Origin of the sequence: Paenibacillus sp. A3, assembly GCF_001399685.1 — a bacterium.
Taxonomy (GTDB): Bacteria; Bacillota; Bacilli; order Paenibacillales; family NBRC-103111; genus Paenibacillus_G.
The window spans coordinates 1-22,766 of record NZ_JTHN01000145.1 but is presented as its reverse complement, the minus strand read 5'-3'; the positions used below and the strand labels follow the sequence as shown (position 1 = coordinate 22,766).

Annotated in this window: 26 protein-coding genes; 25 read left to right on the top strand and 1 reads right to left on the bottom strand. The window is 60.7% G+C overall.

Going from position 1 to position 22,766, the window contains the following annotated elements:
* The coding region (locus QJ48_RS22200; RefSeq protein WP_054975678.1) for an SRPBCC domain-containing protein at window positions 1-601 on the bottom strand (601 nt) is incomplete at its 3' end.
* A gap of 173 nt (window positions 602-774) precedes the next feature.
* Between QJ48_RS22200 and QJ48_RS22195 the strand changes: the two genes are divergently transcribed.
* The 25 genes from QJ48_RS22195 to QJ48_RS22065 all read left to right on the top strand — a co-directional run.
* The gene (locus QJ48_RS22195; RefSeq protein ID WP_179223637.1) at window positions 775-1,017 is read left to right on the top strand and encodes a phosphopantetheine-binding protein; all 243 of its coding nucleotides are present in this window, start codon (window positions 775-777) and stop codon (window positions 1,015-1,017) included.
* Window positions 1,007-1,480, top strand: a complete 474-nt coding sequence (locus QJ48_RS22190; RefSeq protein ID WP_054975677.1) for a 3-hydroxyacyl-ACP dehydratase FabZ family protein — start codon at window positions 1,007-1,009, stop codon at window positions 1,478-1,480. Before QJ48_RS22195 ends, QJ48_RS22190 begins: the two co-directional genes overlap by 11 nt.
* Window positions 1,477-1,887, top strand: a complete 411-nt coding sequence (locus QJ48_RS22185) for a 3-hydroxyacyl-ACP dehydratase FabZ family protein (protein WP_054975676.1) — start codon at window positions 1,477-1,479, stop codon at window positions 1,885-1,887. Before QJ48_RS22190 ends, QJ48_RS22185 begins: the two co-directional genes overlap by 4 nt.
* Window positions 1,884-2,741 carry an alpha/beta hydrolase gene (locus QJ48_RS22180; protein ID WP_063858142.1) on the top strand — a complete coding sequence of 286 codons (858 nt, stop codon included), beginning with the start codon at window positions 1,884-1,886 and terminating at the stop codon, window positions 2,739-2,741. The genes QJ48_RS22185 and QJ48_RS22180 overlap by 4 nt, the downstream gene beginning before the upstream one ends.
* A complete protein-coding gene (locus QJ48_RS22175; RefSeq protein ID WP_063858141.1) occupies window positions 2,707-3,645 on the top strand; it encodes an alpha/beta hydrolase in 939 nt (312 codons plus the stop codon). The genes QJ48_RS22180 and QJ48_RS22175 overlap by 35 nt, the downstream gene beginning before the upstream one ends.
* A 4-nt stretch (window positions 3,646-3,649) precedes the next feature.
* Window positions 3,650-4,633 (top strand): hypothetical protein, encoded by a 984-nt coding sequence (locus QJ48_RS37030; protein WP_054975675.1) that lies wholly within the window; start codon window positions 3,650-3,652, stop codon window positions 4,631-4,633.
* A complete protein-coding gene (locus QJ48_RS22165) occupies window positions 4,630-5,751 on the top strand; it encodes an aminopeptidase (protein WP_054975674.1) in 1,122 nt (373 codons plus the stop codon). Before QJ48_RS37030 ends, QJ48_RS22165 begins: the two co-directional genes overlap by 4 nt.
* Window positions 5,752-5,753: 2 nt before the next feature.
* Window positions 5,754-6,911, top strand: coding sequence for a glycosyltransferase (locus tag QJ48_RS22160; RefSeq protein ID WP_054975673.1), 1,158 nt, complete (start codon window positions 5,754-5,756; stop codon window positions 6,909-6,911).
* An 11-nt stretch (window positions 6,912-6,922) separates the two neighbouring features.
* Complete coding sequence (locus QJ48_RS22155; protein WP_054975672.1) at window positions 6,923-7,153, top strand: phosphopantetheine-binding protein; 231 nt, start codon at window positions 6,923-6,925, stop codon at window positions 7,151-7,153.
* An 11-nt stretch (window positions 7,154-7,164) separates the two neighbouring features.
* Window positions 7,165-8,133: a 3-oxoacyl-[acyl-carrier-protein] synthase III C-terminal domain-containing protein gene (locus QJ48_RS22150; protein WP_054975671.1), complete on the top strand. Its 969-nt coding sequence runs from the start codon at window positions 7,165-7,167 to the stop codon at window positions 8,131-8,133.
* The gene (locus QJ48_RS22145; protein ID WP_054975670.1) at window positions 8,081-9,046 is read left to right on the top strand and encodes a hypothetical protein; all 966 of its coding nucleotides are present in this window, start codon (window positions 8,081-8,083) and stop codon (window positions 9,044-9,046) included. Before QJ48_RS22150 ends, QJ48_RS22145 begins: the two co-directional genes overlap by 53 nt.
* A 56-nt stretch (window positions 9,047-9,102) precedes the next feature.
* Complete coding sequence (locus QJ48_RS22140) at window positions 9,103-10,482, top strand: ATP-grasp domain-containing protein (protein ID WP_054975669.1); 1,380 nt, start codon at window positions 9,103-9,105, stop codon at window positions 10,480-10,482.
* A gap of 23 nt (window positions 10,483-10,505) precedes the next feature.
* Window positions 10,506-11,750, top strand: a complete 1,245-nt coding sequence (locus tag QJ48_RS22135) for a type III PLP-dependent enzyme (RefSeq protein ID WP_054975668.1) — start codon at window positions 10,506-10,508, stop codon at window positions 11,748-11,750.
* Window positions 11,751-11,942: 192 nt separating this feature from the next.
* Window positions 11,943-12,497 (top strand): FAD-dependent oxidoreductase, encoded by a 555-nt coding sequence (locus tag QJ48_RS22125; protein ID WP_337589636.1) that lies wholly within the window; start codon window positions 11,943-11,945, stop codon window positions 12,495-12,497.
* A 13-nt stretch (window positions 12,498-12,510) separates the two neighbouring features.
* A complete protein-coding gene (locus QJ48_RS22120) occupies window positions 12,511-13,344 on the top strand; it encodes a phytanoyl-CoA dioxygenase family protein (protein ID WP_054975666.1) in 834 nt (277 codons plus the stop codon).
* A 1-nt stretch (window position 13,345) separates the two neighbouring features.
* Window positions 13,346-14,809 (top strand): class I adenylate-forming enzyme family protein, encoded by a 1,464-nt coding sequence (locus tag QJ48_RS22115; protein ID WP_237763013.1) that lies wholly within the window; start codon window positions 13,346-13,348, stop codon window positions 14,807-14,809.
* Window positions 14,806-15,570, top strand: a complete 765-nt coding sequence (locus QJ48_RS22110) for a class I SAM-dependent methyltransferase (RefSeq protein WP_054975665.1) — start codon at window positions 14,806-14,808, stop codon at window positions 15,568-15,570. Before QJ48_RS22115 ends, QJ48_RS22110 begins: the two co-directional genes overlap by 4 nt.
* Complete coding sequence (locus QJ48_RS22105; protein WP_054975664.1) at window positions 15,552-15,902, top strand: cupin domain-containing protein; 351 nt, start codon at window positions 15,552-15,554, stop codon at window positions 15,900-15,902. Before QJ48_RS22110 ends, QJ48_RS22105 begins: the two co-directional genes overlap by 19 nt.
* A gap of 11 nt (window positions 15,903-15,913) precedes the next feature.
* On the top strand, window positions 15,914-16,993 hold the full coding sequence (locus QJ48_RS22100; protein ID WP_054975663.1) for a class I SAM-dependent methyltransferase: 1,080 nt from the start codon (window positions 15,914-15,916) through the stop codon (window positions 16,991-16,993).
* A 455-nt stretch (window positions 16,994-17,448) separates the two neighbouring features.
* The gene (locus QJ48_RS22090) at window positions 17,449-18,141 is read left to right on the top strand and encodes an AraC family transcriptional regulator (RefSeq protein WP_054975661.1); all 693 of its coding nucleotides are present in this window, start codon (window positions 17,449-17,451) and stop codon (window positions 18,139-18,141) included.
* Complete coding sequence (locus QJ48_RS22085; RefSeq protein WP_054975660.1) at window positions 18,138-19,079, top strand: hypothetical protein; 942 nt, start codon at window positions 18,138-18,140, stop codon at window positions 19,077-19,079. Before QJ48_RS22090 ends, QJ48_RS22085 begins: the two co-directional genes overlap by 4 nt.
* 19 nt (window positions 19,080-19,098) lie before the next feature.
* Window positions 19,099-20,304, top strand: coding sequence for a beta-ketoacyl synthase (locus QJ48_RS22080; protein ID WP_054975659.1), 1,206 nt, complete (start codon window positions 19,099-19,101; stop codon window positions 20,302-20,304).
* A complete protein-coding gene (locus QJ48_RS22075; protein ID WP_054975658.1) occupies window positions 20,301-21,143 on the top strand; it encodes a beta-ketoacyl synthase N-terminal-like domain-containing protein in 843 nt (280 codons plus the stop codon). The genes QJ48_RS22080 and QJ48_RS22075 overlap by 4 nt, the downstream gene beginning before the upstream one ends.
* Window positions 21,140-22,480 carry a beta-ketoacyl synthase N-terminal-like domain-containing protein gene (locus QJ48_RS22070; protein WP_082420630.1) on the top strand — a complete coding sequence of 447 codons (1,341 nt, stop codon included), beginning with the start codon at window positions 21,140-21,142 and terminating at the stop codon, window positions 22,478-22,480. The genes QJ48_RS22075 and QJ48_RS22070 overlap by 4 nt, the downstream gene beginning before the upstream one ends.
* Window positions 22,477-22,766: SDR family NAD(P)-dependent oxidoreductase (locus QJ48_RS22065; protein WP_157261717.1), on the top strand; the 290-nt coding region annotated here is incomplete at its 3' end. The genes QJ48_RS22070 and QJ48_RS22065, both read left to right, overlap by 4 nt.

Below are 22,766 nucleotides of genomic sequence, written 5' to 3'. Positions count from 1 at the left end.
CCCGGGCGGCAGGGCCTTCGGGAAACACCTCCATCAAATAATTCCCTTGAACGCGGTCCGGGTCCAGCCCTTGCGCCCGAAGCTGAGCCGGAGTAGCGGTATAATTGCAGACGCCGAACCGGGGATAGCCGAATACGTCGTATCTCAAGTCCAGACCGAGCTCCAACACGAGCTTTAAATTAAACAGCGACTGCTTCCATCCGAATTCTCCGCATTCGCGGACCCACCGGTGCAGCTCGCTGGTTTCGTCGTAGCCGTCCACCTCGACGGTCACCCGCGTCATATGCTCCTCTTCCTCCAACCGGAACGTCGTGACCAATTCGTATTCGACGTAGGAATCGTCCGCGAGAAGGGAACGAAAACGGTCCTTGAGCCGGAACAAGCGCGGCCGATCGCTGGCCAGGCAGACGGCATCGTTAATCATGTCGCCGATCACGATCCGGATTTCGTCGCCCTCCGAGATATGTTCGTTCGGCGCGTGTACCTCGTCGGTTAAATACGTCTTCATGCCCCTGGCGGTCGCCAGACCTTCCCAGATCTGCTCCGGCGCAGCTTCGATGTGCATCGTGCTATGCGAGGCGGTGCGGTGATTTGCGCGCATAGGCTCAACTCCTTTTTTTCTTCATTATGTAAAATGCGCCTCGGCCGCACTCGGCTTCCGCCGAGCTTTACGGCGCATCGTAAGCCGAGTGCGCGGCGAACCGGGCGGCTATAATTCAGAATGAAACCAACAACATATTCCGGGTGAAAAAGAAAGCAGGTGGAATGAAAACCGTGACCGTAGAACAACGAATGATCCGGCTGCTCAGCAGCGAAGGCTGCGGCGTTCTCCCGCAGAGCGAGATCGGACGGGACAGCAAGCTGTTCGACCTTGGATTCGATTCGCTTCGTTATATGGAGCTGATCGTGCTGCTCGAAGAAGAATTGGGCATCGAGGTACCTGACGGCATGCTGGAAATCGATTCGAATACGACCGTTTCCGAGCTGGTGCGCGTGGTGAGCCGACGTGAGCCATAACCCCGATGCGGGCCGTAGCCGGAGTCCGGACGAGATAGCGGCGCTCCTGCCGCACCAATATCCGTTTCGATTTGTGGACGAGGTGACCCGCTATGAACCGGGGCAGCGGCTGGAGGCCCGCTTCAGGCCGGAACCGCTCCGTTCCATGTACGGCTATACGCAGACCGTTCCGTCCACGGTCATGATCGAGGGGCTGGCCCAAGCCGCCGTGCTGTTCGTTCAGCTGGAGACAAAGCCGTTGTCGCCCGGCGAAATTCCGCTGCTCGGCAAGGCCGAAGCGTCCGTTCGAAGAGAAGCAAGCTGGCGGGAGCCGCTCCTTTACGACATTCGGCCGATCCGCATGACCTGCTCGCAGGCGATCTTGTCCGGGACGATGTCCGGGGCGGACGGCGGCGTCCTGGCGACGGCTACGCTGTGCGTCGCGGTGGCGGAGGGGGCCGGAGACGAAAGGAGTGGACCATGAGAGCGGAGGACGTACTCCCGTACCGTAAACCATGGGTATTGATCGACACGATCGTGCAGTGCTCGGAGGCAGACGGAGTCATCGCCCGCAAGCATGTATCGAGCAGCGACTTTTACGTGCTCGGCCATTTTCCGGGCTACAGCATTTATCCGGGCATGCTGCTGCTGGAAGGGATCGTACAGGCGGCCGGGCTGCTGATGGAACGGGGAATTGCCGAAGGCGGAGGGAGGAGAGACATGAAAGCGCGCTTTTTGCAGCCGGTGCGGCCCGGCGACACGGTAACGTACGCCGTGAAACGAATTCGGGAGGACCGCCGGTCGGTGGTGTTTGCCGCAGAAGGCACGGTAGACGGCCGGAAAGTCGTCCGCGCGTTCGTGGAATTCGTGAAAGGAGGCGATGCGGATTGAACGGCGAGCAGTTTGTCGAGCTGCGGGACGGAGACCGGCGGATGGCGGGCATTCTTCATCTGCCGACCCGTGGGACTCCCCCTTTTCCCGTCGTCATTTATTGTCCCGGCAAAAACGGCGAGCGCTACGAGGTGCACCGGCTCGCGGTCAAATTGGCAAGGCGGCTTGCGGACGAAGGCGTGGCGATGCTGCGTTTCGACTATTGCGGCCTTGGGCTCAGCGACGGGCACTACTACGACATGACGACCTCCTCAAAAGTGTCGAACGTGCTGAAAGCGTGGGACGAGGTGCGGCGCAGGCCGGAGCTGGATTCTGGAAGAATGGCTTATCTGGGCTTTAGCGACGGAGCGCGGATCGCCCTTATGGCCGCCGAGCGGTCGGGCGTAGACCGCGTGGTGCTGTGGAGTCCGCTGTTTTACGAATTCGGCGGTGCGCATCCAAGCGGCAAACCCCCCCGGTTTACGCGGCATGCGCTTAACAAGGAGAAGCTGGTCATGCCTTGGGCCGGCCTATGGATTTCAATGGAGTTTTACCGCGATTTGCAGGAGCTTGACAAGGAAGCGGTGCTGCGCGCCTACGAGGGAAGGTCGCTCCTTGTTTATGGAGACGACGATCCGCTTATCCGCGAGGAATTCGAGAAGGTGCGGACCGATTCCTATGCGATTTACCGGGGAGACGCCGAGCATGAGGTATGCGCGGTTCAAGGAGCCGGACATCTGTTTACGTCCAGACTGTTCGAAGAGCGGATTATGGACGTGACGGGGCATTGGCTCAAGCGGGAGCTGGGGGCGTCGGAGACGGGCGAAGGAGGGATACGCGATGTGGAGACAAGTCCGGTTTGGCCGCAGCCGTGACATCGTCGGCTTGGTGGAGGAGCCGGCAGCGCAGGAACGCCGGACGCTGATCGTCACGCTGCCCGGACTTGGCCAGGCGATGAGCGAGAAAAATTATTTGTTGTCCAATCTGCGCAAAAGATTGGCCGCTTCCGGCGCATGGGTCGTGCAGTTTGATTACCGCGGTCATGGGGATAGCGCCGGGGAACTCGGACAAACGACCGTTTCGTCCATGGTCTGCGACACACTCGAAGTGGTGGAGGAGGCAACCGCGGGGCACCGGCCGGATACGATCTTCTTCGTCGGCAACGCGCTCGGGGCCGTGGTTGCGCTGCGGTCCGCTCTCGCTTGGGAGGAGCGCTCCGGTATTACGTGCAAGCCGGTGCTTCTGTCGCCGCCCGCGCTGCCTCTTCCGCGTTCCGGAGAGCTGCTGGATGCGGGCGCACTGAATGCGCTGGCGCGGGAGGGGAGCGTGGATTCGCAACTGCTGGTGCCAGGCTACGACTACTATACGCTGAGCGATTTCGACATGGATCAAGTCGGATATCTCGCCTCGCTCGGCGCGCATCTGCTGTACCTGCACGGTCAATGCATCGGCCGGGCGATGCTGGACGAGCTGGATGCGCTGAGCGAGGAAGATTTGCCGGGAGCCGGTCGTCCCGGTATTGCCGTCGTCTGCGGGGAACGCGATATCGAAGCGCTTGAGCAATGGAAGGCGGTTCCGGGAGCGGAGGTTCATCTGCTGGACGGAGTCGTTTATTACTTCCAGCATCCCGCTGCGATGGATCAGGCGATTGAGATCATCGCCGGCATTGTCCTCCGCGGGCAGGGGGAATGCTCGCATTCCTGCGCGGCTTGCCCGTGCGGGCGCGGCGGGATTAACCGAGCCGGATCAAACGGACCGGATCCAATGGAACTGAGGTGAACTTATGAGCGAGCCGCTTACGCTTGCCGGGTATATACGGCAGCGGCCCAAAGTCGATTGGCGGTTTCCAGATGAATTCGGTCTGTGCGAACGCAATCTGGACTGCCGTCAATTGTGTATTTTGGAAATTATGAAGTGGCAGGGAGAGCGTAATCCGATCCCCGCCTTCTTGAATGCGTTCGATTGCCGGACCGACGGCCTGCTGCTGAGGCGCAGCGAGCCGATGTTGCAAAACGGCTGGTCTGCGATCCGTTTCCCGTCCCTCTCGACCGATCAACTGCGGCACTTGGTCTGTTCCGTCTATGACGCGGAGGGCTATTGTCTGATTTATTACAACGCCTTCGAGGTGCCGTTCTCCGCCTATTACCGAAAGCATGACGTCGTGCACTGGGCGCTGCTCATCGAGGATGACGGGACGCACGTGACCGTCATCGACGATACCGGCGATCCGGCTTATTTCGACGGTTATATCGGGCGTATTCCGAGTGATGTGTTCTTTCCCGCCCTTCAGTCCGCCGGGGGAAGCGGCGCTGCCATTGTCCGCCGGAACGATGCCGGAGCGGCCGCATCCATAGAGGTGCAGTTCGCGCGACTGGCGCGCACTTCGGTGGAACAGATGCTGCGGCAGGGAGGGCTGGACCGTCTGGCCGACTTCGTCGCTGCGGTCGAAGCGCTGCCGGACGACGAGCTTCGGGCATCGCTCGATCAGCTGGAATTCGACATCCATTATTTCCGGCGGCTGCGAAAGCTGTGGGAAACGGCGGCGGGCAGCGGCGTCATTCCCAAGGTGTGTCTCGATTCCCGGTGGACCGGCCCGCTGACGGAAGCCTGCAACCAGTGGTCGTATACGATGGGAGTTCTCATGAAATGGAAGCGCCAGCCGGAGAAGTCTTACGGGAGCAGGCTGACAGGGTATTTGCGTCAGGCGTTGGAAGCGGAAAGACAGCTGTTCGACGGGCTGGAGCGCTTGCTGGAGGGACGGCCATGACCGATTCGGCAATGCAGCGGCTGGCCCGGCAGACAATGGCCCATTCCCTTGCTCTCCGGGAAGGGGAAAGCGTCCTTATCGATGTCGTCGGACGCGCGGAAGCCTTGACGGAAGCAATGATTGAAGCGGCCTGTGAAGCGGGAGCGCGGCCGCATTTGAACGTGATGCCTGTACGGCACTTAAAAAGCCTGATCGGCGGGTGTACGGAGGAGCAGCTTATCCAGTGGGCCGAGATGGACCGGGAGCGGCTTCGTACCATGAATGCGTACGTCGGCATTCGCGCCGACGATAACATTTATGAAATGACCGACGTCCCGGAGGACCGCTACGACCGTTACGTGCGCGCTTACCTGCAGCCCAAGCAAATGGCGATGGCGCGGCTTGGACGGTGGGTGCTGCTGCGCAGTCCGACGGTCGGCATGGCGCAGCTCGCGGGAATGAGTCTGGACGCTTGCACCAGGCTGTATTACCGTGCCTGCGGCTTGAATTACGAGCGGTTCGCCGAGCTGGCGCAGCCGCTTTGCGAGCGGCTCGGCCGCACGGACCGGGTCCGCATCGTAGCACCGGGAACCGATCTGTTCTTCTCGATCCGGGGCATGGGCCATATGGTTTGCGACGGGCGCTTCAATTTGCCGGACGGGGAACTGTTCACGGCTCCTCGCATCGATTCGGCCGAAGGAATCATCACCTTCAATGTGCCCGCCTCGTACATGGGCATTGTCTATGAAAACGTAAGTCTCCGCTTCCGCCGAGGGGTGGTGACGGACGCGTCGTGCTCGGTTGCCGAACGGACCGGGCGGCTGCAGGCGGTGCTGAAACTCGACGAAGGGGCATCGCGAATCGGCGAGTTCGGGATCGGACTGAATCCTCACATTGACCGGCCGATGAACAACGTGCTCTTTGACGAGAAAATGCGGGGCAGCCTGCACCTTGCTCTCGGCCAAGCGTACCCGATGGCGGACAACGGCAACGAATCTTCGGTGCATTGGGATTTGGTGCTTTCGCAAACGAAAGCGTCCGGGGGCGGCGCATTGTTTTTCGACGACGAGCTGATTCGCAAGGACGGCCTGTTCCTTCCTCCGGATCTTCAGCCTCTGGATACGTGGCGGGGGGAGTGACCATGGCGCGCATCATTATTGTCAGCCAGTGGCTGCTCGGTCATCTCGTTCCCGCGCTCGGGCTGGGCACCGAGCTTCAAAGGCGCGGGCACTCGGTTTGTGTGCTGTCCGCGGCCTCCTTCCGTCTGCTAATCGAGGAGGCAGGGCTTGAATTTCGCGAAATCCGACATGGCAAGTATCCGCAAAAGTTCGTCACCGAGACGCTGCTTGAAATGCAGGTTGTGCTGGAAGCCGTCGAGTTTGACCTTATGATTTGCGATTCCGGGCTGTGCGCACCGGCCTATATCGCCGAAAAACGCGGCGTGCCGTGGGTGAGCTACATGACGGCGGCGTTCTGGCCGGACCGTCTCATGCCGGGCGTGCCGCATGTCAACGCGCGCATGCGGACCATGTTCGAGAAAGCGGCCAACGAAGCGAGGGCTTGCATCGGCTTGCCGCCGCTTGCGGATTTCGTGCGCACCCGGGGAGATTTGGCCGGGCTGTCGCCGGACGCGCATTTGATGATGATTTTGGCGGAGCTGAATCCGTTTCCGGACGAAGTTCCGCCGTCCTCGGTCTTTATCGGTCCGTGCTCCTACGGTCCCGATCCGGATGCCGGAACGCGGCTGGTAAGGGCTCGCGGGCACGATGGACCGTGCATTGTCGTCTGCACCACGTCCGCCGACCGGAGCGGCTACCGCGAGACGACCGAAACGTACGTGGAAGCGGCCCTGCGGGCGTTTTCCGGGCGGCCCGGCCGTCTGCTTGTCTCCGACCATGCTCCTTATGCCGGAGAGACGCCCCTTGCCGACAACGTGGAATGGGTGACGACCGTGCCGAATCACGACCAGCTGTTTCCGCAGGCCGATCTGATTATTACGCACGGAGGCTGCGGCACCTTGCAAAAAGCGATCCGCTACGGCGTCCCGCTCGTTATCGTTCCGCTCGGCCCGGACCATGCGTGGGCAGCGTCCCGCTGTACGGAGCTCGGAATAGCGGAGACGATCGAACCGGAACGGATGAGCGCGGAGGCGCTGGAAAAAGCCGTCTGCCGCTTGTTGGCCGGAGGGCGGGAAAAAGAGAACATTCGCAGACTGTCCTCCAAAGTGGACGGCCAGGCATCTAACCGGCGCGGCGCCGATACGATTGAATCGCTGCTCGTCAACAAATCCTTGCGATGAGGTGAATGGGAATGCTGCAAATCGATACCTTGCTTGATATCATTCGAACGATCAGTGGAAAGGAAAGGATCACGCCGGAATCTTCATTCGTGGAGCTGGAGATGGATTCCACGAATTTGGTCGAAGTGCTGATTGAGCTGGAAATGGTCATGAACGTCGATATATTGGACGCGAATCTGAACTTCTACGAAATGGAAAAAGTATCCGACGTCTACGATTACGTAGCGCGTCTGGGACAATAAAGGAAGCGCGCATGGGGAACTCGATGGTTATCGGAGGGACGGCGGTTTACGTGCCGGAGGAACGGCTGACGGTGGAGAGCTTGGCGGACCAAGGGCTTCTTTCGCAAAACGAAGCGGCGTCGCTGCTTGGCCGGGGCATGGCGTCGGTGCCCTATGAGAAGGCGCTGCCGTCACCGGACATGCTGGATTTGACGCTGCATGCGCTTTTGAACCGGTTTCGCGTGGATCCGGAGCGCGTCCGGTATGTCGTCATGCCCTATCTGTACTATTCGTTCCCGTATACCAAGGACGTTCTCGGAAGCTTGCGGCGCAAGTACGGCTTCCGGCAAGCGGTATGCTTTTCCTTGCGGGATCAGCTCTGTTCGGGCTACCTGATGGGAATGTACGCTGCAGGCAAGCTGCTGGAGGCTGCGGAAGACGAGGCGGCGGTCGTCCTGCTGACGGTGGAGAAGTGTCTGCTTCCCGGCCAACGCTACGGCGGCGGCGTTCTGATCACGGGCGATGCGTGCGCCGCTTCGCTGCTCGGCAAGCGCCTTGGCGGCGACCGCGTGCTTGCCGTCCGCAGCGTCACCGATATCCGCACGCTGCAGCAGGGCAAGCTGAAAAACCGGGCGGATGACGTACCGAATTATTTTTATTTCGTCAATCTGGCCAAAGTGATCCGCCGGACGCTGGCCGATGCCGGATTGGACTTCGGTGATCTCAAGGTCGCCATTCCGAACAATATTACGCAGGAGACGTGGCGGCAGCTGGCGGTGCTGCTCAAAATTTCGCCGGAGCTGTTCTACACGGAAGGACCGTCGGTGTCGGGGCATTTGAACACGTGCGATCTGCCGGTCAATTATGCCCGGCTCGCGCTGGAGGGGAAACTCCGTCCCGGCGATTACTACGCGATGATCAGTCTCGGCAATGGAGGGGTGATCGGCTGTGCGGTTTGTCAAAAAGGGAACGATCCGCCTGTCTTGGCCTGCCGTCCATAACCGGTACGGACACGGACGGCCCCTGACTTCGATCGAACATCATCTGTACCGCGAAATAGCTGAGGCCTACGGCCTTGGCGAGCACGCAGCCCCGCAGACGGATCGTCTTGCCCTGCAGGGCGGAAGCGGTCTTGCGTCTGCGGGAGGCATCGCGCACCTGGACGGAACCGGCGGCCAATCCGTCTTCTTCGACCGGGAGCCGTGCGAATATGCGCCCGAATTGTTTGCGCGGATTTCTGCCCGGGAGCAGCCGGACTATTTGGTCTGCTGCTACGAGTCCTACCCGCTGACGGATAAGATCAATGCCGCCTTGTCCATGCAGAAGGCGCTGCAATTGAACAGCGCCTTGACGTTCTCTATCGCCGACGCCGGGCCACTGGGCTCGATTATGGCGGTCGACTGGGCGGAAGCGGTGCGCCGGTGCGTCTGGGTCGCTTGCTTGGAGCAGGCGGCCGATCCGCAGGAGCCGGAATTCGCTTCCTCATATATCAGAGCGGATGCCATCGCGGCTTTCCAACTGTCCCCCCATGCTGGGGAGCTGCGGGTGGCCGCCTACGGCATCGCGCAGCGCGACGCGCTTCCCTCTGGTGGCTTGAGCGTATCGGAGCTGGCGGAGGACGCCTGCGAGCTGATGGACGATACACTGCGGATGTGCGGGATCGATGCGGCCGAGACGACGATTTTGACGCAGGCTGTGGCCCCGGGCTATGTCGACCGATTGCGCGGACGGTACGAACACGTCCTTTGCGAGCCGGACTACCGGAACCTGGCGACGGCGGCCCCATATTACGGGCTCGCCTCGTTCCGTGCTTCTGGCGCGACCCGCTTTGCGCTGCTTCACATGGCCGAGCCTGCGAGGGGAGTCGGCTGCATTTTGGTCCAGCGGGTTCCTTCGGCAAGGCTTCAGGGCTAGCTGTCCGGACCTTATGCTACGGATACAACGGTTACTCGGAAAGGAGGAAACAAGCGATGGAGACTTTCCGGACGAAGCTTGCCCGCGCTTGCGGATGGGGGCCGGCCGGCGCAAGCTTGGCGTGGCTCGGCAATTTTGAAGTGGAGCGCGATTGGAAACGGGCCGATGTCCTCGGGCTTCCGGGCTTGCCCGGACGCGCTTCGGAAGCGTTGAATAACAGCTTGTCGGAGCTTGCGCTGCTGCTCGCCGCCCCCGAAGACCTGGTGCTGCTGAAGCAGGCGCCGGACCCGGATTTTCTCGCTTATTTGGCAGAGCTGGGCTGGAAGACGCCGTCTTTCGTCGCGGCCGGCGGAGAAGAGGAGCTGTCGCTTACACGTTCGCTGCTGGAAAACGATTCGGCTCTCGAGACGATCTGCGCATGGACGAAGGCCTCGTCCGGCAGGCTAATGCCGCACGGCGTCTCGCCGCTGGAGGAAGAGCTGGCGCGGAAGTCTGGACTTCCGCTTGCCACTCCGCTCTCTGCCGTTGCCCGGCGCGTCAACAGCAAGGTGTACTCGCGCCGGCTCTGCGCGCGCCTGGGCATAAGGCAGACGGAAGGCCGCATTGCGCTATCGCTGGATGAGCTGGAACGGGCGCTGCACGAGCTTGAGCCCCTGCTGCTCCGGACGCCCCTCGTGCTCAAGGATGCGATGGGCGTGTCGGGCAAGGGCATTTTGCTGCTGGAGAACGAAGCCCGCTGCCGGCAGGCGCTCCGTATGCTGCGTCAAGCGGCGGACAAGCGGGGCTACGCCCGCGCGGAATTCATTGTCGAACAGTGGATTTCCAAAAGCGCCGATGTGAACTATCAGTTTTTGGTGGGGAAAAACGGACAAACGGAAATGCTCGGCGTGCTGACCGCCCTGGTGCGCGGAGGGGTTCATCAGGGACATCTGCATCCGCATACGCTGCGGCCGGAAGCGGAGCGCGAGCTGGCCGACACGGCAGCGACCATCGGCCGGGAGCTGGCGTATGACGGGTATTACGGCGTAGTCGGCGTGGACGCGATGGTCGGGTCGGACGGAACGCTCTACCCGTGCGTAGAAATCAACGCGAGATTGAATATGTCCACGTATCACACGCGCGTGCTGAGCGAGCACGTTCCCGAAGGCCGGTATGCGTTGATCCGCGCCGTGCCGTTCACGAGCGTCGCGCCGTTTCCGTTCGCCGTCCTGCGCGATGCGCTGGGAGAGTCGCTTTACGCAAAACGCGGCGGCCGGGGCATCTTCGTCTGCGCGTTTGCGCCTGCCGGCATGAGCGGGGAGGCGGGCGGACCGGGCAGGCTGTACGCGGCGATGATCGGGAATTCCCGGGACGAATGTCTGAACGGGTACGAGCAATGTTGCAAGCGGCTTCAGACGATTGCGGGGGTACGGCTTTCCAGCCAATCATTTCATTGATGGATTAAGGGGGAAATGGGCATATGTTCGTATCTTCGGAGCGCGGCGATCGGCTCCGCGACTGTGCGGAGCGGTTCGGTACGCCGCTGTATGTCTACGATCTCGGCGTGATCCGGGAACGGTTGGATGCGCTCCGCCGTCATCTCCATCCGTCGGTATCGCTATTTTATTCGATTAAAGCGAACCCGAACACCACGGTTGTGCGGCATATTTACGAGGCTGGCGCGAATCTGGAGCTGTGCTCGCCGCTGGAGCTGGACATCGCCCTGACGGCGGGAGCCGATCCGCGCCGTATTCTGTACGTCGGTCCGGGGAAAACCGAAGCCGAGCTCAATCGTCTGCTGACGCTGGGCGTCCGGTACATCGTGGCCGAATCGCTCCAAGAGCTTGAACTGATGAACCGTCTTGCCGGGCGAAAAGGGGTACGGGCTGACGTCGGGGTCCGCTTCAACCCGAAGGCGGCGATCCACGGGGCGCGTCTGAAGATGGGCGGGGCCGCCCGCCAGTTCGGCATCGACGAGGAACAGGTTGCCGACGCCGTACGCCTCATCGAAGCGTCCCCGTTTTTACGGCTGGCCGGTCTTCATGCGTATTACGGCACACGGATTTTGAGCGCCGAGACAGTGGCCGCCAATATGGCATACATTCTCGGCTTTGCCGAACGCGCGATGGCCGAGCATGCGTTGGAGCTCGATTATATCGGGCTTGGCGGCGGCTTCGGCGTGCCATACTACGAAGGCGAAGCTCCGCTTGACCTGCCTGAACTCAGCCGCAAGTCGCACGGCCTTCTCGAATTGTTCGCCGGAAAGCATCCCGGTATCCGGCTGCTGATGGAAACGGGAAGGTATGTCGTCGCCGAGTCGGGCACGTATTTGACCCGCGTGCTGTATACGAAGCAGTCGCAGGGCAAATGGTTCGCCGTCACGGACGGCGGTACGAATCACCATGCGGCGGCCGGCGGCGCGGGAAGCTTGATGCGGCGCAACTTTCCGGTCCGGGCCTGGACGCGGGAATCTGGCGAGCCCCGGGAATACACCATTGCCGGACCGCTCTGTACCCCCGGCGACACGCTTGGCGACCGGGTGACATTGCCGCCTTTGGAGCCGGGCGATTTGATCGGCATTTTGGCTTCGGGCGCGTACGGCTTGACGATGAGCCCGGTGCTTTTTCTAAGCCATGCGCTCCCCCGGGAAGTGCTTCTGCTGGACGAAAAGCCGCTTGTCGTGCGGGAGAAGTACGAGTATGCCGTCCCCGCGCTACGTTCTTGAATTGCGGTCAACCGCGGGCGGCGTCCTGCTTGCTCGCGGATTGCCCGGCGGTCTCCTTTCGCGGAAGCGCACGCTGCCAAATAAACCCGAAAACGGCGCAAGCTTAGTCGAGCCGGGAGGAGTGCTTCGGCTGTACGATAGAACCATGCACGACAAATGCCGAATTTGATGCAAAGGAAGGAGTGAACCGGGATGGTGGTTGACATCGTGATTATCGGAGCCGGTCCCGCCGGGGCAAGCGCCGGGATCTTCACCGGCCGGGCAGGCAAGAAGACGGTGCTGCTGGATAACGACCGAAGCGGCACAAGCAAGGCATGGGTAGGCAATCATTATGCCGTTATGGGGGTGACGGGGTTCGACCTGTACGAAACGGGCAAGCTGCAGGCCCAAAAATGCGGGGCGCAGCTCGTCACCGCCGAGGCCATCGCTATCGAACCGACGGATACGGGGTTTTGTGTCGTGACGGAAGAAGAAGTGTACGAGACGCCGTATGTGCTGATCGCATCCGGTCCGGGCCGGGAGCTTGCCGAACAGGCCGGCGTCGAGCTGAAATCAGGCGAAGGCCGAAGCTATATTAAAGTGGACCCCGAAGGGAGAACGAACGTCCCCGGTATTTGGGCCGCAGGGTTGTGCACCGGCGTGAGCATGCACGTGGCCGTTACGGCGGGAGACGGCGCTCGCGTGGCGATCCATATGCTGAGTGAAATGAACGGCAAACCGTACGTCGATCACGATATGATGTGCTGAGGAGATGACGAACATGGAGCAGCAAACGATTGGGCAATCGGAGAAGGCGTTTTTCGAGAAGGAAGGATATCTCGTGCTCAAGCGCTTTTTTTCCGAGGAAGCCGTAAGCGCGCTGAACGAAGCTTATCACAAGGTATGGATGGAGCTAATGGCGGACGGCAAAATCGTGCAGGCGGCCAACCGCCCGTTCGACAGCTTGTATCCCCGGCTCCGGGACTATCACCGCGGCAATGAGATCATTACCCGGTTTATTTTGGACAACCGGGCGATGGACGCGCTCGAAGCGCTGACCGGCGAGGAGATGCTGGCCTGCCAAACGAGCTATTATTTCAAAGCGCCGGGCGCCAAAGGGCTGCCTCTGCACCAGGATAACTACAGCATCGGCGCTTACCCGGATACGACTTACGCCATCTGGGTCAGTCTGGACGTATCCGACGAGCGGAACGGCGGTTTGCGGGTCGTCCCGGGTTCCCACGTTTTCGACATCGTTTCGCCGGAGTCCGTTCATGAGAAGGTGAACGTTTACGGCAAACGCATTCAAGTGCCCGAAGGCTTCGAGCAGAAGGAGCTCGCCAACGATATCGGAGACGTCGTTATTTTTAACGGCAACCTTTTGCACGGGTCGTCGGACAATCATTCCCGGGATTCGTTCCGCCGGGCGATCGTTACGCACTACGCGCGCGCAAGTGTCGAAAAAATTACGCTGAATTACAGTTACCTGCTGAACCGCAAAGGGGAGAAGGCTCGCCGCAAGCTGAACCCCGCAGCGCGGGTGGTCGAGACGAAAGAGTCGCTGTTTGAATTCAAGGAAGCCAAATTTTTCGATCAAATCATTCATCGGGGTTAGCATGAGTTTGCCGGACCTCGATACGTACGGGTTTATGAACGTTCTTGCGCAGCACCGGGGGGTGTGTTTTGTGCACGCCGACGACGGGGAGGAAACCTACGAACGATTGCACGAAACGGTCGACTGGAATGCCCGCGCGCTCCGCAAGCTAGGCTGCACGACGGGACGGGGCGGGTGTGTGGCGCTGAATGTGCTCCTCGGGTGGCGGGCGGTGCCCGTGCTGCTCGCTGCACTCCGCGAAGGGGTCACGGTCGTGCCGGTCGATCCGTTCCGCAGCCCCGAACTGACGGCGCGAGTGCTGAAGGAGGTTCGTCCGCTGCTGGTTCTCGACCAAGAGCAGCTGGAGACGGACGGGCGCATCGCGCTGTCCCGGGTCCCGGAAACGCCGCCTTCCCGACAGGGCGGTGAGCTGAGCGGCGTAGCGCTTATTATGTATACCTCGGGGACAGGAGGGTTTCCGAAGGGAGTTATGCTCACGTACCGCAACCTGTGGAGCAACGTGAAGGACATTCTCGGCTACTTCGGCCTCCGTCCGGAGGACCGTCTGATGCTGGTGCGCCCGCTCACCCATGCTTCCGCCATAACGGGAGAGCTGCTGCCTGCGCTGTACTGCGGCTGCTCCATTGCCGTCAAGCCGCATGACGTTTCGCCGTTGCGGGTCATCCGCGATATCGAGGATCAGCGGCCAACGGTGCTGTGCACGACGCCGACGGTCGCCTCCGCTTTCGCGCATTTTGCCGACCGGTACGACGTGACGTCGCTGCGCAGCATCATGCTCAGCGGAGAGCTGCTGCTGTCCTTCCACTACGAACGTATCGCCCCGGCCTTTCCTTCCGCTGCCGTAGGCAACGCCTACGGGCTGACCGAAGCTTCTCCGCGCGTCAGCTGCCAGCCCGACATCCGCCCAGCGGATTCGCTGCGTTGTGTCGGCCGGCCGCTGCGCCAAGTGAAGGTTAAGATCGCCGGCAGCGGCGGAGAACCGCTGCCGGATGGCGAACGGGGCGAGCTCTGGGTATCGGGCCCTAACGTGATGCTGGGCTATTACGGAGACGAGCCGGCCACCCGCCGCAAGCTGCAGGACGGCTGGCTGCGCACGTCCGACCTGGCTTACGTCCGCGGCGGTATGCTCTACGTGTACGGTCGCGCCGACGATCTCATTATCCGCGGGGGCGTGAACGTTCATCCGGCCGAGATCGAATCGTTTCTGCTGGGCATCGAAGGCATTACGGAAGCTATGGTGTTCGGCCGCCGGGACGCGCACGGGATGCGGGCGGTCGCCTGGCTGGTGACGGAGCCGGGCTTGGAACGCAGCGACGTGTACCGGCGCATTTTGCGGGCAAAGCGGGATGCGAGACTGTGGCCGGATGCGATCGAAATCAAATCCGCCCTGCCGAGAACTTCCTCGGGCAAGCTGATTCGGCCGAGGATGGAAATCGGCGAAGGAAAGGAAGGGAACAAGCATTGAGTGAAGAAGTGTGGCATACATTTTTCGGATCGGACTATTTGACCTTTTCCGAAGTCATTCTTTCCCCTGAGCGAACCCGGTTTGAGGTCCAGCGCATTTTGGAACTGCTGGACCTGCCGCCGGCTGCGTCGATCCTCGACTTGGGGTGTGGGCAAGGAAGAATTGCGGTTCCCCTGGCGAAGATGGGCTACCGTGTGACCGGCTACGACGGTTCCCCCGAGCTGCTGGAGGCTGCCCGGCGCAGGGCGGCAGAGGCCGGAGCCGACGTAAAGTTCCTGCACGGCGACATGCGGGACCTCGACTTCGACGAGGAATTCGATGCGGTCCTGAACGTAGGCACGGCTTTCGGTTATATCGCCGACGAAGAAGGCGACCGGCGCATATTGAATCGCGTGCGTTTGGCGCTGAAGCCCGGCGGTTCGTTTCTGCAGGAGACGGAGAACCGGGATTACAAGCTGCAGGGCCTCCGCAATACATGGAACGAGATGAACGGGCGCCCGGTGTTCTCGGAACGGCAATTCGACAGCGTATCCGGACGCTGGACCGAACGGATCTTCTGGTTCGAAGGCAGCGAGAAAAAGGGAACGGTGCTTAATGTGCGGTTGTATGCCGCCACCGAATTAATCGCGATGACGCGAAACGCCGGTTTGCAGGTGACCGGCGTATTCGGGGGGGTCGATTTCTCCCCACTGAAGGCGGACAGTCCCCGCATGCTGATATTGTCCAAAAAGGAGCAGAGCCGATGGAGAGCAAACATGTGATCATTCCGAAGGAAAAGATGGTATGGAGTCCCGGCGTCTACGAAAATACCGAAATGTGTTATCTGTGGGACGATCCTGAACTGGAGCGCAGAGTGTTTCTGCTCAAAATGAAGCCGGGCAGCGTCATCCCGATGCACGATCATCCGCAGCGGGAAATTGCGATGCTCCTGGAGGGCGAAATGATCTTAAACGAGACGGAAATTATGCGGGAAGGCGACTTTCTCACGGCGGGGCTTGGCGAGAGCCACGAAGTGACGACGGAAAAAGGCTGCGTGCTGTTTTTGTATATCGATTACAATGTCGAGAAGAAGAAGATCGTTGATGCGTCATGAGGCGATGCGGGGTGAATACGACGAACGGCAGCACCACTCTGTTCAACGAAGCATACCACGCGGCCTATGATTACGTCTCGGATTATACGGCATTTTCGCTGCTTCGCGCGCTGAGGACAGCCGGCGTTCCGATTCGCGGCGGCTTTACGGAAGAGGAAGCCGTGCAGCGGCTCGGCTGCTTGCCGCAGTACCGTCCGCATGTGCGGTGGGTGCTGGCTTTTCTGGTCCAGCAGCAAGCATTGAACGTTTCGGCGCAAGGGGATTATATGGAAGTCCGTCCAGATGCTTGGTATCGTCCGGCCCAGGCGGCGGGCTTGAATTTAAACATCGAACCGTCGATGAGGCTTATCGACTACGTCATTTCGTGGTGGCCCGCCATCGTCCAAGGCAAAGCCGATCCGCTTCATGTGATGTTCGGTTCGCAGGGCTCCTCCCTTTGGGAGCGCTATTTCAACAACGGCCACGACTTGTATGCGGTTCACAATCAATGGGCCGCCGAATCGCTGGCCGACGAAATGCCGGATGACCGGAAAGCCAAAGTGCTGGAGGTCGGCGTGGGATACGGGTCGGCAGCGCGGGCGCTGCTTGCCGAATGCCAGCTGCGCTCCCAGGAGATCGGCACGTACTTGCTATCCGATGTCAGCCCTCTCCTGGCGGGTAAAGCGAAGGGAATGTTGGCTGCGGACTATCCCCGCGTTGCGATCCAGTCCCGTAAAATCGACATCAACCGCATTCAAGGCGTATCCGCCTGTTCGTTCGATTTCATTTATGCGGTTAACGTCATTCATTGTGCCGAGTCCGTTCGGGATACGCTGGCCATGCTGCGAGAGCTGCTGTCCGAGGGCGGCTGCCTTGTGGTCTCGGAATGCGTGAGAGCCGATTACGCCAGCCGGCTTCATCAGGAGTTCGTCTTCTCTTTACTGCCGGGGTTCAGCAACGTGCAGGCGTCGCCGGAGGCCCCGCCTTGCTTCGGCTTCCGGACCGCCGAGGAATGGCGGCAGCTGATGCAGGCCGCAGGGTTCCGCAAGGCACAGGCGGAAGTCAACGCAGGGGCTCAGGTCCGGGGCGTGATGATTAAGGGCTGGGTCTAAGACATCCGAGAGGATGTCTTCAGAGTGTTGAGAAAGTGAGCTTTTACAAAAATAGAGAAGCATACAGAGGTGGGGTATCCACTGGAGAAGCGATAGCGGCCGCCTTTGTCTTCGGGAAATGTCCGCTACTAAGCGGCTTCCAATCAAATTTCCCGAGGATAACAGCGGTCGGAAGTGGAGACCCCACCCCTTCGTAACCTCTATAATTCCATTTGACCACTTTCTCAACAAGCTCAAGACATCCGAGAGGATGTCTTTTTTTTCGGGCGTCTCTCTCCTTCAAACGTTCGTCTCCCCACGTCTGGACGCATGATTTTCCACATGGCGAAAAAAGCCGATTCCTTCCCTAATAAAGCCGACTCCGTGATAAGAAAAGCCGAGTTGCCAGCGCACGAAACGCCTATCATAAACGGTAGGACGGCAACACAACTATTCCATGGGCAGGAGGGAATCGATTGATTGTTTTATGGGATGTCGATCATGAAAAAGGTTCGGGCACGATTGTCGGGCACGAGATCGAGGAAATGCAGGAATACGTTCCTATTCGATGCGCGACGCATTGGGAAGAGGTAAGCGCCCGCGTGCAGGAAGGGTGCGGGGCTTTGTTTACGATGACTTCCCGGACCGAGCCGCCGCCGGAAGGGGACGGGGGCGCGCTTCCGTCCGGCGTTCCGCAATATTTAATTACGCACGTCGACAAGCAGGCCAAGCTGCTGATCCGTTTTTTTCTGTTCTATTTGGCGTCGCTCTCGCTGGATTCGAACCGGCCTCTCCAAACGTCGTCTGCCGGCGCGCATGAGATCGACTGGAACAAATCGATTCAATACATCCATGACAATCTGGACAACAGCGAGCTTTCTTTGGAGGAGGTAGCGAAACAAAACTACGTGTGCAAATGGCATTTTTCGAAAATGTTCAAGAAGAAGTTCGGTATCACCTTCCGGGAATTTCTTATTCGGGAGCGCATCGATTTGGCCAAGCGAATGCTGCTGACCGACGAATCGGTGACCAATGTGTGCTATGCGGTCGGGTACGGGGATTTGACGCATTTTGGCCGCATGTTTCAAAAAAAGGTCGGCATGCCGCCTTCCCGGTTTAAAAGCATGCATTGGAAAAAAGCGGGAAGCAGAGAGGGGAGTCTCGGATGAAAAAGTCAATCGTCTTGACGGCAGCTTTGATGATCGTCATTCTCGCGGCTTTGTGGGCTTATATGACCTGGACAAGCCCTTACAAGCTGCCGTCCGTGTCGTCCGACGTTCCATGGACATCGTATCAGTTGGATTTCAGCAAGGAAGAGAAATCGTACCGGAATGCGAAATCGCTTGGGGAGAAGCCGGAGCCGCCCGCCCTGCCGCTCATGAGCGAAGAAGCGGCCGCCCGTGCTTACGCCTACGCGCTTTCGCTGTCCAAAGACGGCGACGGCAAACGGGACGAGCGAATCCGGTATTTGCAGGAAGCCGTAAGGCTCGTTCCGCGAAATTTGGCCTACAGCACGCCGCTCCGGCTCGAAATGGCGGCGGCGGGCCAAGGCGAAGCCTTCGTTCAATTCATGGACGGGCTGAAGGAGGCGGATCTGCCGCAGGTGCGTCTGCAAAAGGCGATGTCGCTCGTCGACCGGCTGCAGGAGCCGACGATCGGAACGGCATCGCTCGGACAATTGTCATACTTGTCCATCGAAGTGCTGGATAAGGTGCTCGAAGACAATCCGTACGATTGGATGGCTCATTACGCCCGCGGAGTGAATAACCTGTACTGGCCTGTCGGGCTGCAGCGGATCGATAAATCGATTCAGGATTTAGCGTTCTGCGTTGCGGTGGCGCACAGCTTCGCCGACCGTTCCCCCGTGCTCTGGCCGAAAGCCTACACGGCGCTCGGCGACGCGCTGGTCAAGAAAGGCGACGTGAAAGAAGGCATACAGGTCTGGAAGGACGGACTGAAGCGATTTCCGGAGCATGAGGAACTCAAGCGGCGCGTTCAGGCCGGCAACGGGCAGGCGGAGCAAATCGTCGCGAAGGAACGGGGCATGGAGCAGTTTCAACGTCCGGCGCCCGATATGACCGACTTCAGCGTCATTTGGAACAAGTAAACGGCAAAGGTGGATGGAAATGAAGGAAATAGTCGTCAGCGGAATGGGAGTGCATACGTCCATCGGCTTCGGCACGGAGACGTTCTGGAGCGGTCTGCTTCAAGGCGCGTGCGGCATCGGTACGGTCGGCGTGTTCGACGTGAGCGGCCATAACCACAAGCGAGCGTGCGAAATCAAGCGGATGCAGCCGTCCGCGTATTTTCAAGACCGGGTGTCCGGCATGGGAAGAACGACGGGCATCGTAACGCCGGCCGTGGAGGAGGCGCTGCAGGACGCCGGACTTGCTCCCGACGGACTGTCTCCTTACCGGGTCGGCCTGTGCGTCGGAACGACGATGGGGGAGATTGAGCCTCTCGAAAAAACATTGAGCGGGGACCCGGTTGATACGCCCGGAGGACCGCATACGATTGCCGCTCACTTAAGCCGCCTGCTTCGTTTGTCCGGACCCCAATGGACGTTCACGAACGCGTGCTCGGCCGGCAATTTTGCCATCGCCAGATGTATGGAAGAGCTGCGGCTGGGACGGGCGGACATCATGATCGCGAGCGGAGTCGACTCGCTCTCTTGGGTGGCGTTTACCGGCTTCGCAAGCCTGCGGGCGATGTCGCCGGACGTGTGCCGGCCGTTCGACCGGAAGCGGCAGGGGCTTATTCTTGGCGAAGGCGCCGGCGTCCTTGTGCTGGAGACGCGGGAGCACGCGGAAAAACGCCGGGCGCAGGTCAAGGCGACGCTGCTCGGCTACGGACTGTGCTGCGACGCGCACCATATCACGCAGCCCGATCCGTCCGCCAAAGGGGCGGTTCGCGCGATGCGGCAGGCGCTTGCCATGTCCGGTCTTACGCCGGGCGATATCAGCCATGTGAGCGCCCACGGCACAGGCACGATCGCGAACGATCAGATGGAAACGAAAGCGATCGCGGAAGTGTTTACCGACAGCGGCCGCACGGTGACCGTCAATTCGATCAAAGGCCATATCGGCCATACGCTAGGGGCGGCGAGCGCTATCGAAGCCGTGATGGCGGTGAAGGCGATCGAAACGGGCCAGTTCCCGCCGACGCTGCATACGGAGGACATCGATCCGTTATGCACGCATGACAGCGTCCGCTTGAACCGCAGTGTCCGGTCCGGGCCCGTAGAGGCCGTTCTGTCCAATTCCTACGCCTTCGGGGGAATCAATTCGTCCATCGTATTGGCCGGTCCTAAAGGAGGGAAAGCCGCATCATGACAAACGATGTGCAGGTTCAGGTTCTCGGCGTCGGAGCCATAACGAAGGCAGGCTTCGGCGCGGCATTTGCGGGCAGCCCGCCGTCCGCAACCGAAAGGGGCGGCGATACGAAACACGCTGCTCTTGTACCGGACAGCGGAGACGCCCGGCTGAAGCGGATGAAGAAGTGGTCCAGATCGTCCCAGTTGGCCTGTCTCGCCGTTCACGAGGCGTTATCCGGGCAGCCGGAGCCGGACCCTGTGCGGACGGCGATCGTCATCGGAGCCGACTACACCAATCTGGAGGCGATTCTGGCGATGGATGCGGAAGCGAAGAGTTACGGCGTCAACGGGACGAATCCGGCTTTGTTCCCGGAAACGGTGTTGAATGTAATCGGCGGGCATCTTTCTTCTTATTTCCGCATCGCCGGGGTGAACGTGACGATCTCCAGCGGCCCGCACACCGGCTTGAAGGCGCTCGGGTATGCGGCCGATCTGCTCCGTCTCGGTCTGGCCGACCGGGCCATCGTGTGCACGGTCCATTTGCTGCCCCCGCCGCCCTTCGGGCAGAGGACGCTTCCGTGCGCGTACGAACGCGAATCGGTTGCCGCTTTGCTCCTGGGTCCGGCGGCCGATGATGCCGAAGCGGGAATTGCGCTTCGTTCGGAAGCGGCGCCGGAGGCAGAACAGTCGCGCCCGTTTGCGGTTACGGCAGCGTCCGAGGTGCCGCTTGCCATCGTCTCCGCCGTACACCGGATCAGGCAGGAAGGCTGCGGGGAAGCAGTGATCGCGACGTCGGACGAATCCGGAAACGATGTCCGGATCACGCTGCTTCCGCATGCGGACGGTGGTTGGCGTTGAGCGGGCAGGGGGCAAGGAAAGGAGACGCTCGCCGGACGCCGCCCTTCCGTGCGGTAGTGACAGGGACCGGACTGGCCGCCTCGTCCGGCTTCGGAGAAGACCGGATTTGGGAGGCGGTGCTTCACCAGCGCTCGCCGGTCACTTGGCGAACATATGAGACGGGCGTCGGCGGGAGCGTCCGTTATCCGGTGTACGGCATCGACGCAGGCGAACTGCGTGCCCGGTTGACCGAGTCCGAGCGGCAGGCGATGGCCGAGTGGGGGCTATCCGGCGACGTCGATCTGGCTCTCCTAATCGTCACGATCCGGGAAGCGCTGCGGTCTGCCGGGCTTGATCCGGATTCCGCGGGACGGGAGGGCATGAACCTCTCGCTTGTGATCGGTCACGAAAATTTGGGCACCGTGTTCTTGGTCGACCGTCTGCTGCGGAGCGGAGGGATCGTACCGTCCGGACCGGACGAGGCGCTGCCATCGTTCCGGCACTTTCAGGACTCGTTTTTTCATATTCAAACGTTCCCCTATTTGTTTTATCTGGCCCGGCTGTTCGGCGTGAACGGGTTGACGTACACGGTGAACAACGCCTGCGCTTCCGGATTGTACGCGCTTGAGCTCGGGAGGCAATTGCTCGCCTCCGGCAGCACGGACGCCGTTATCGTCGCCTGCTCGGATTATGCGCATGTCACCGAACATTTATGGCTTCAGGACAAGGGCGCACTATCCAAAAAACACGAGCTTCGCCCGTTCGACCGCAAACGCGACGGCTCGATCCTCGGAGACGGAGCGGGAGCGCTCGTGCTGGAGTCCGCAGACTGTGCCGCACGAAGGGGGGCCGGCGCGGTTTGCGAATACGCCGGGGGCAGCTTCGGCCAGGACACCTGGAGCCTCACGCTGCCAGACGTCAGCCGGCATACCTACTCATCCGTCATTGCCGATGCCGTCGCCCGGTGGGGCGGGGCCGGGGTCGATCTGCTGGTGCCGCACGGAGCCGGGAGCCCGCTTTGGGACCGGTATGAGGCCGCCGAAATTCGCCGGTCGTTCGCGCAGCTGTCGATGGCAACGCCGCTTGTGACGGCGTTCAAAGGCTATCTCGGCCATACGCTGGGAGCAAGCGCCATGCTGGAAATGCTGTTAATGCTGCGCTGCATGAAGGAAGGCCTCGCCCCGCCGACGCTTCATTACGAAGAGTCCGGAGCGAAGATCGAGCTCCCCGTGGCGGCGGCCTGGGAGAAGCGGGACATTCGCACCGCCGTCAAAGCGGTTCCCGCGTACGGAGGGTTTCATGCGGCTTGCGTATTCAAAACCATAGATCCGAAAGAGGAATACGGGGGGAAGGAATGAGCCGGACACAATGGGATTTTTCCAATAAACGAGCAGTCGTCACCGGGGGCTCGCAAGGCATCGGAGCGGCCATTGTTCGGGGGTTGGCCGCAGCAGGCGCCTCCGTCTTGTTTACGTATTCGCGCCATGCCGAAGCGGCGGAGACGCTGGTGCGGGAATGCGGCGGTCCGAACGTCGTCACGGCAGTACAAGCGGACTTTGCGGCCTCATCCGGCTTGGAGCGGCTGACAGACCTCCTTTCCCGCAAGCCGGAAATTCATTGCGTGGTGAATAACGCGGGCATCGT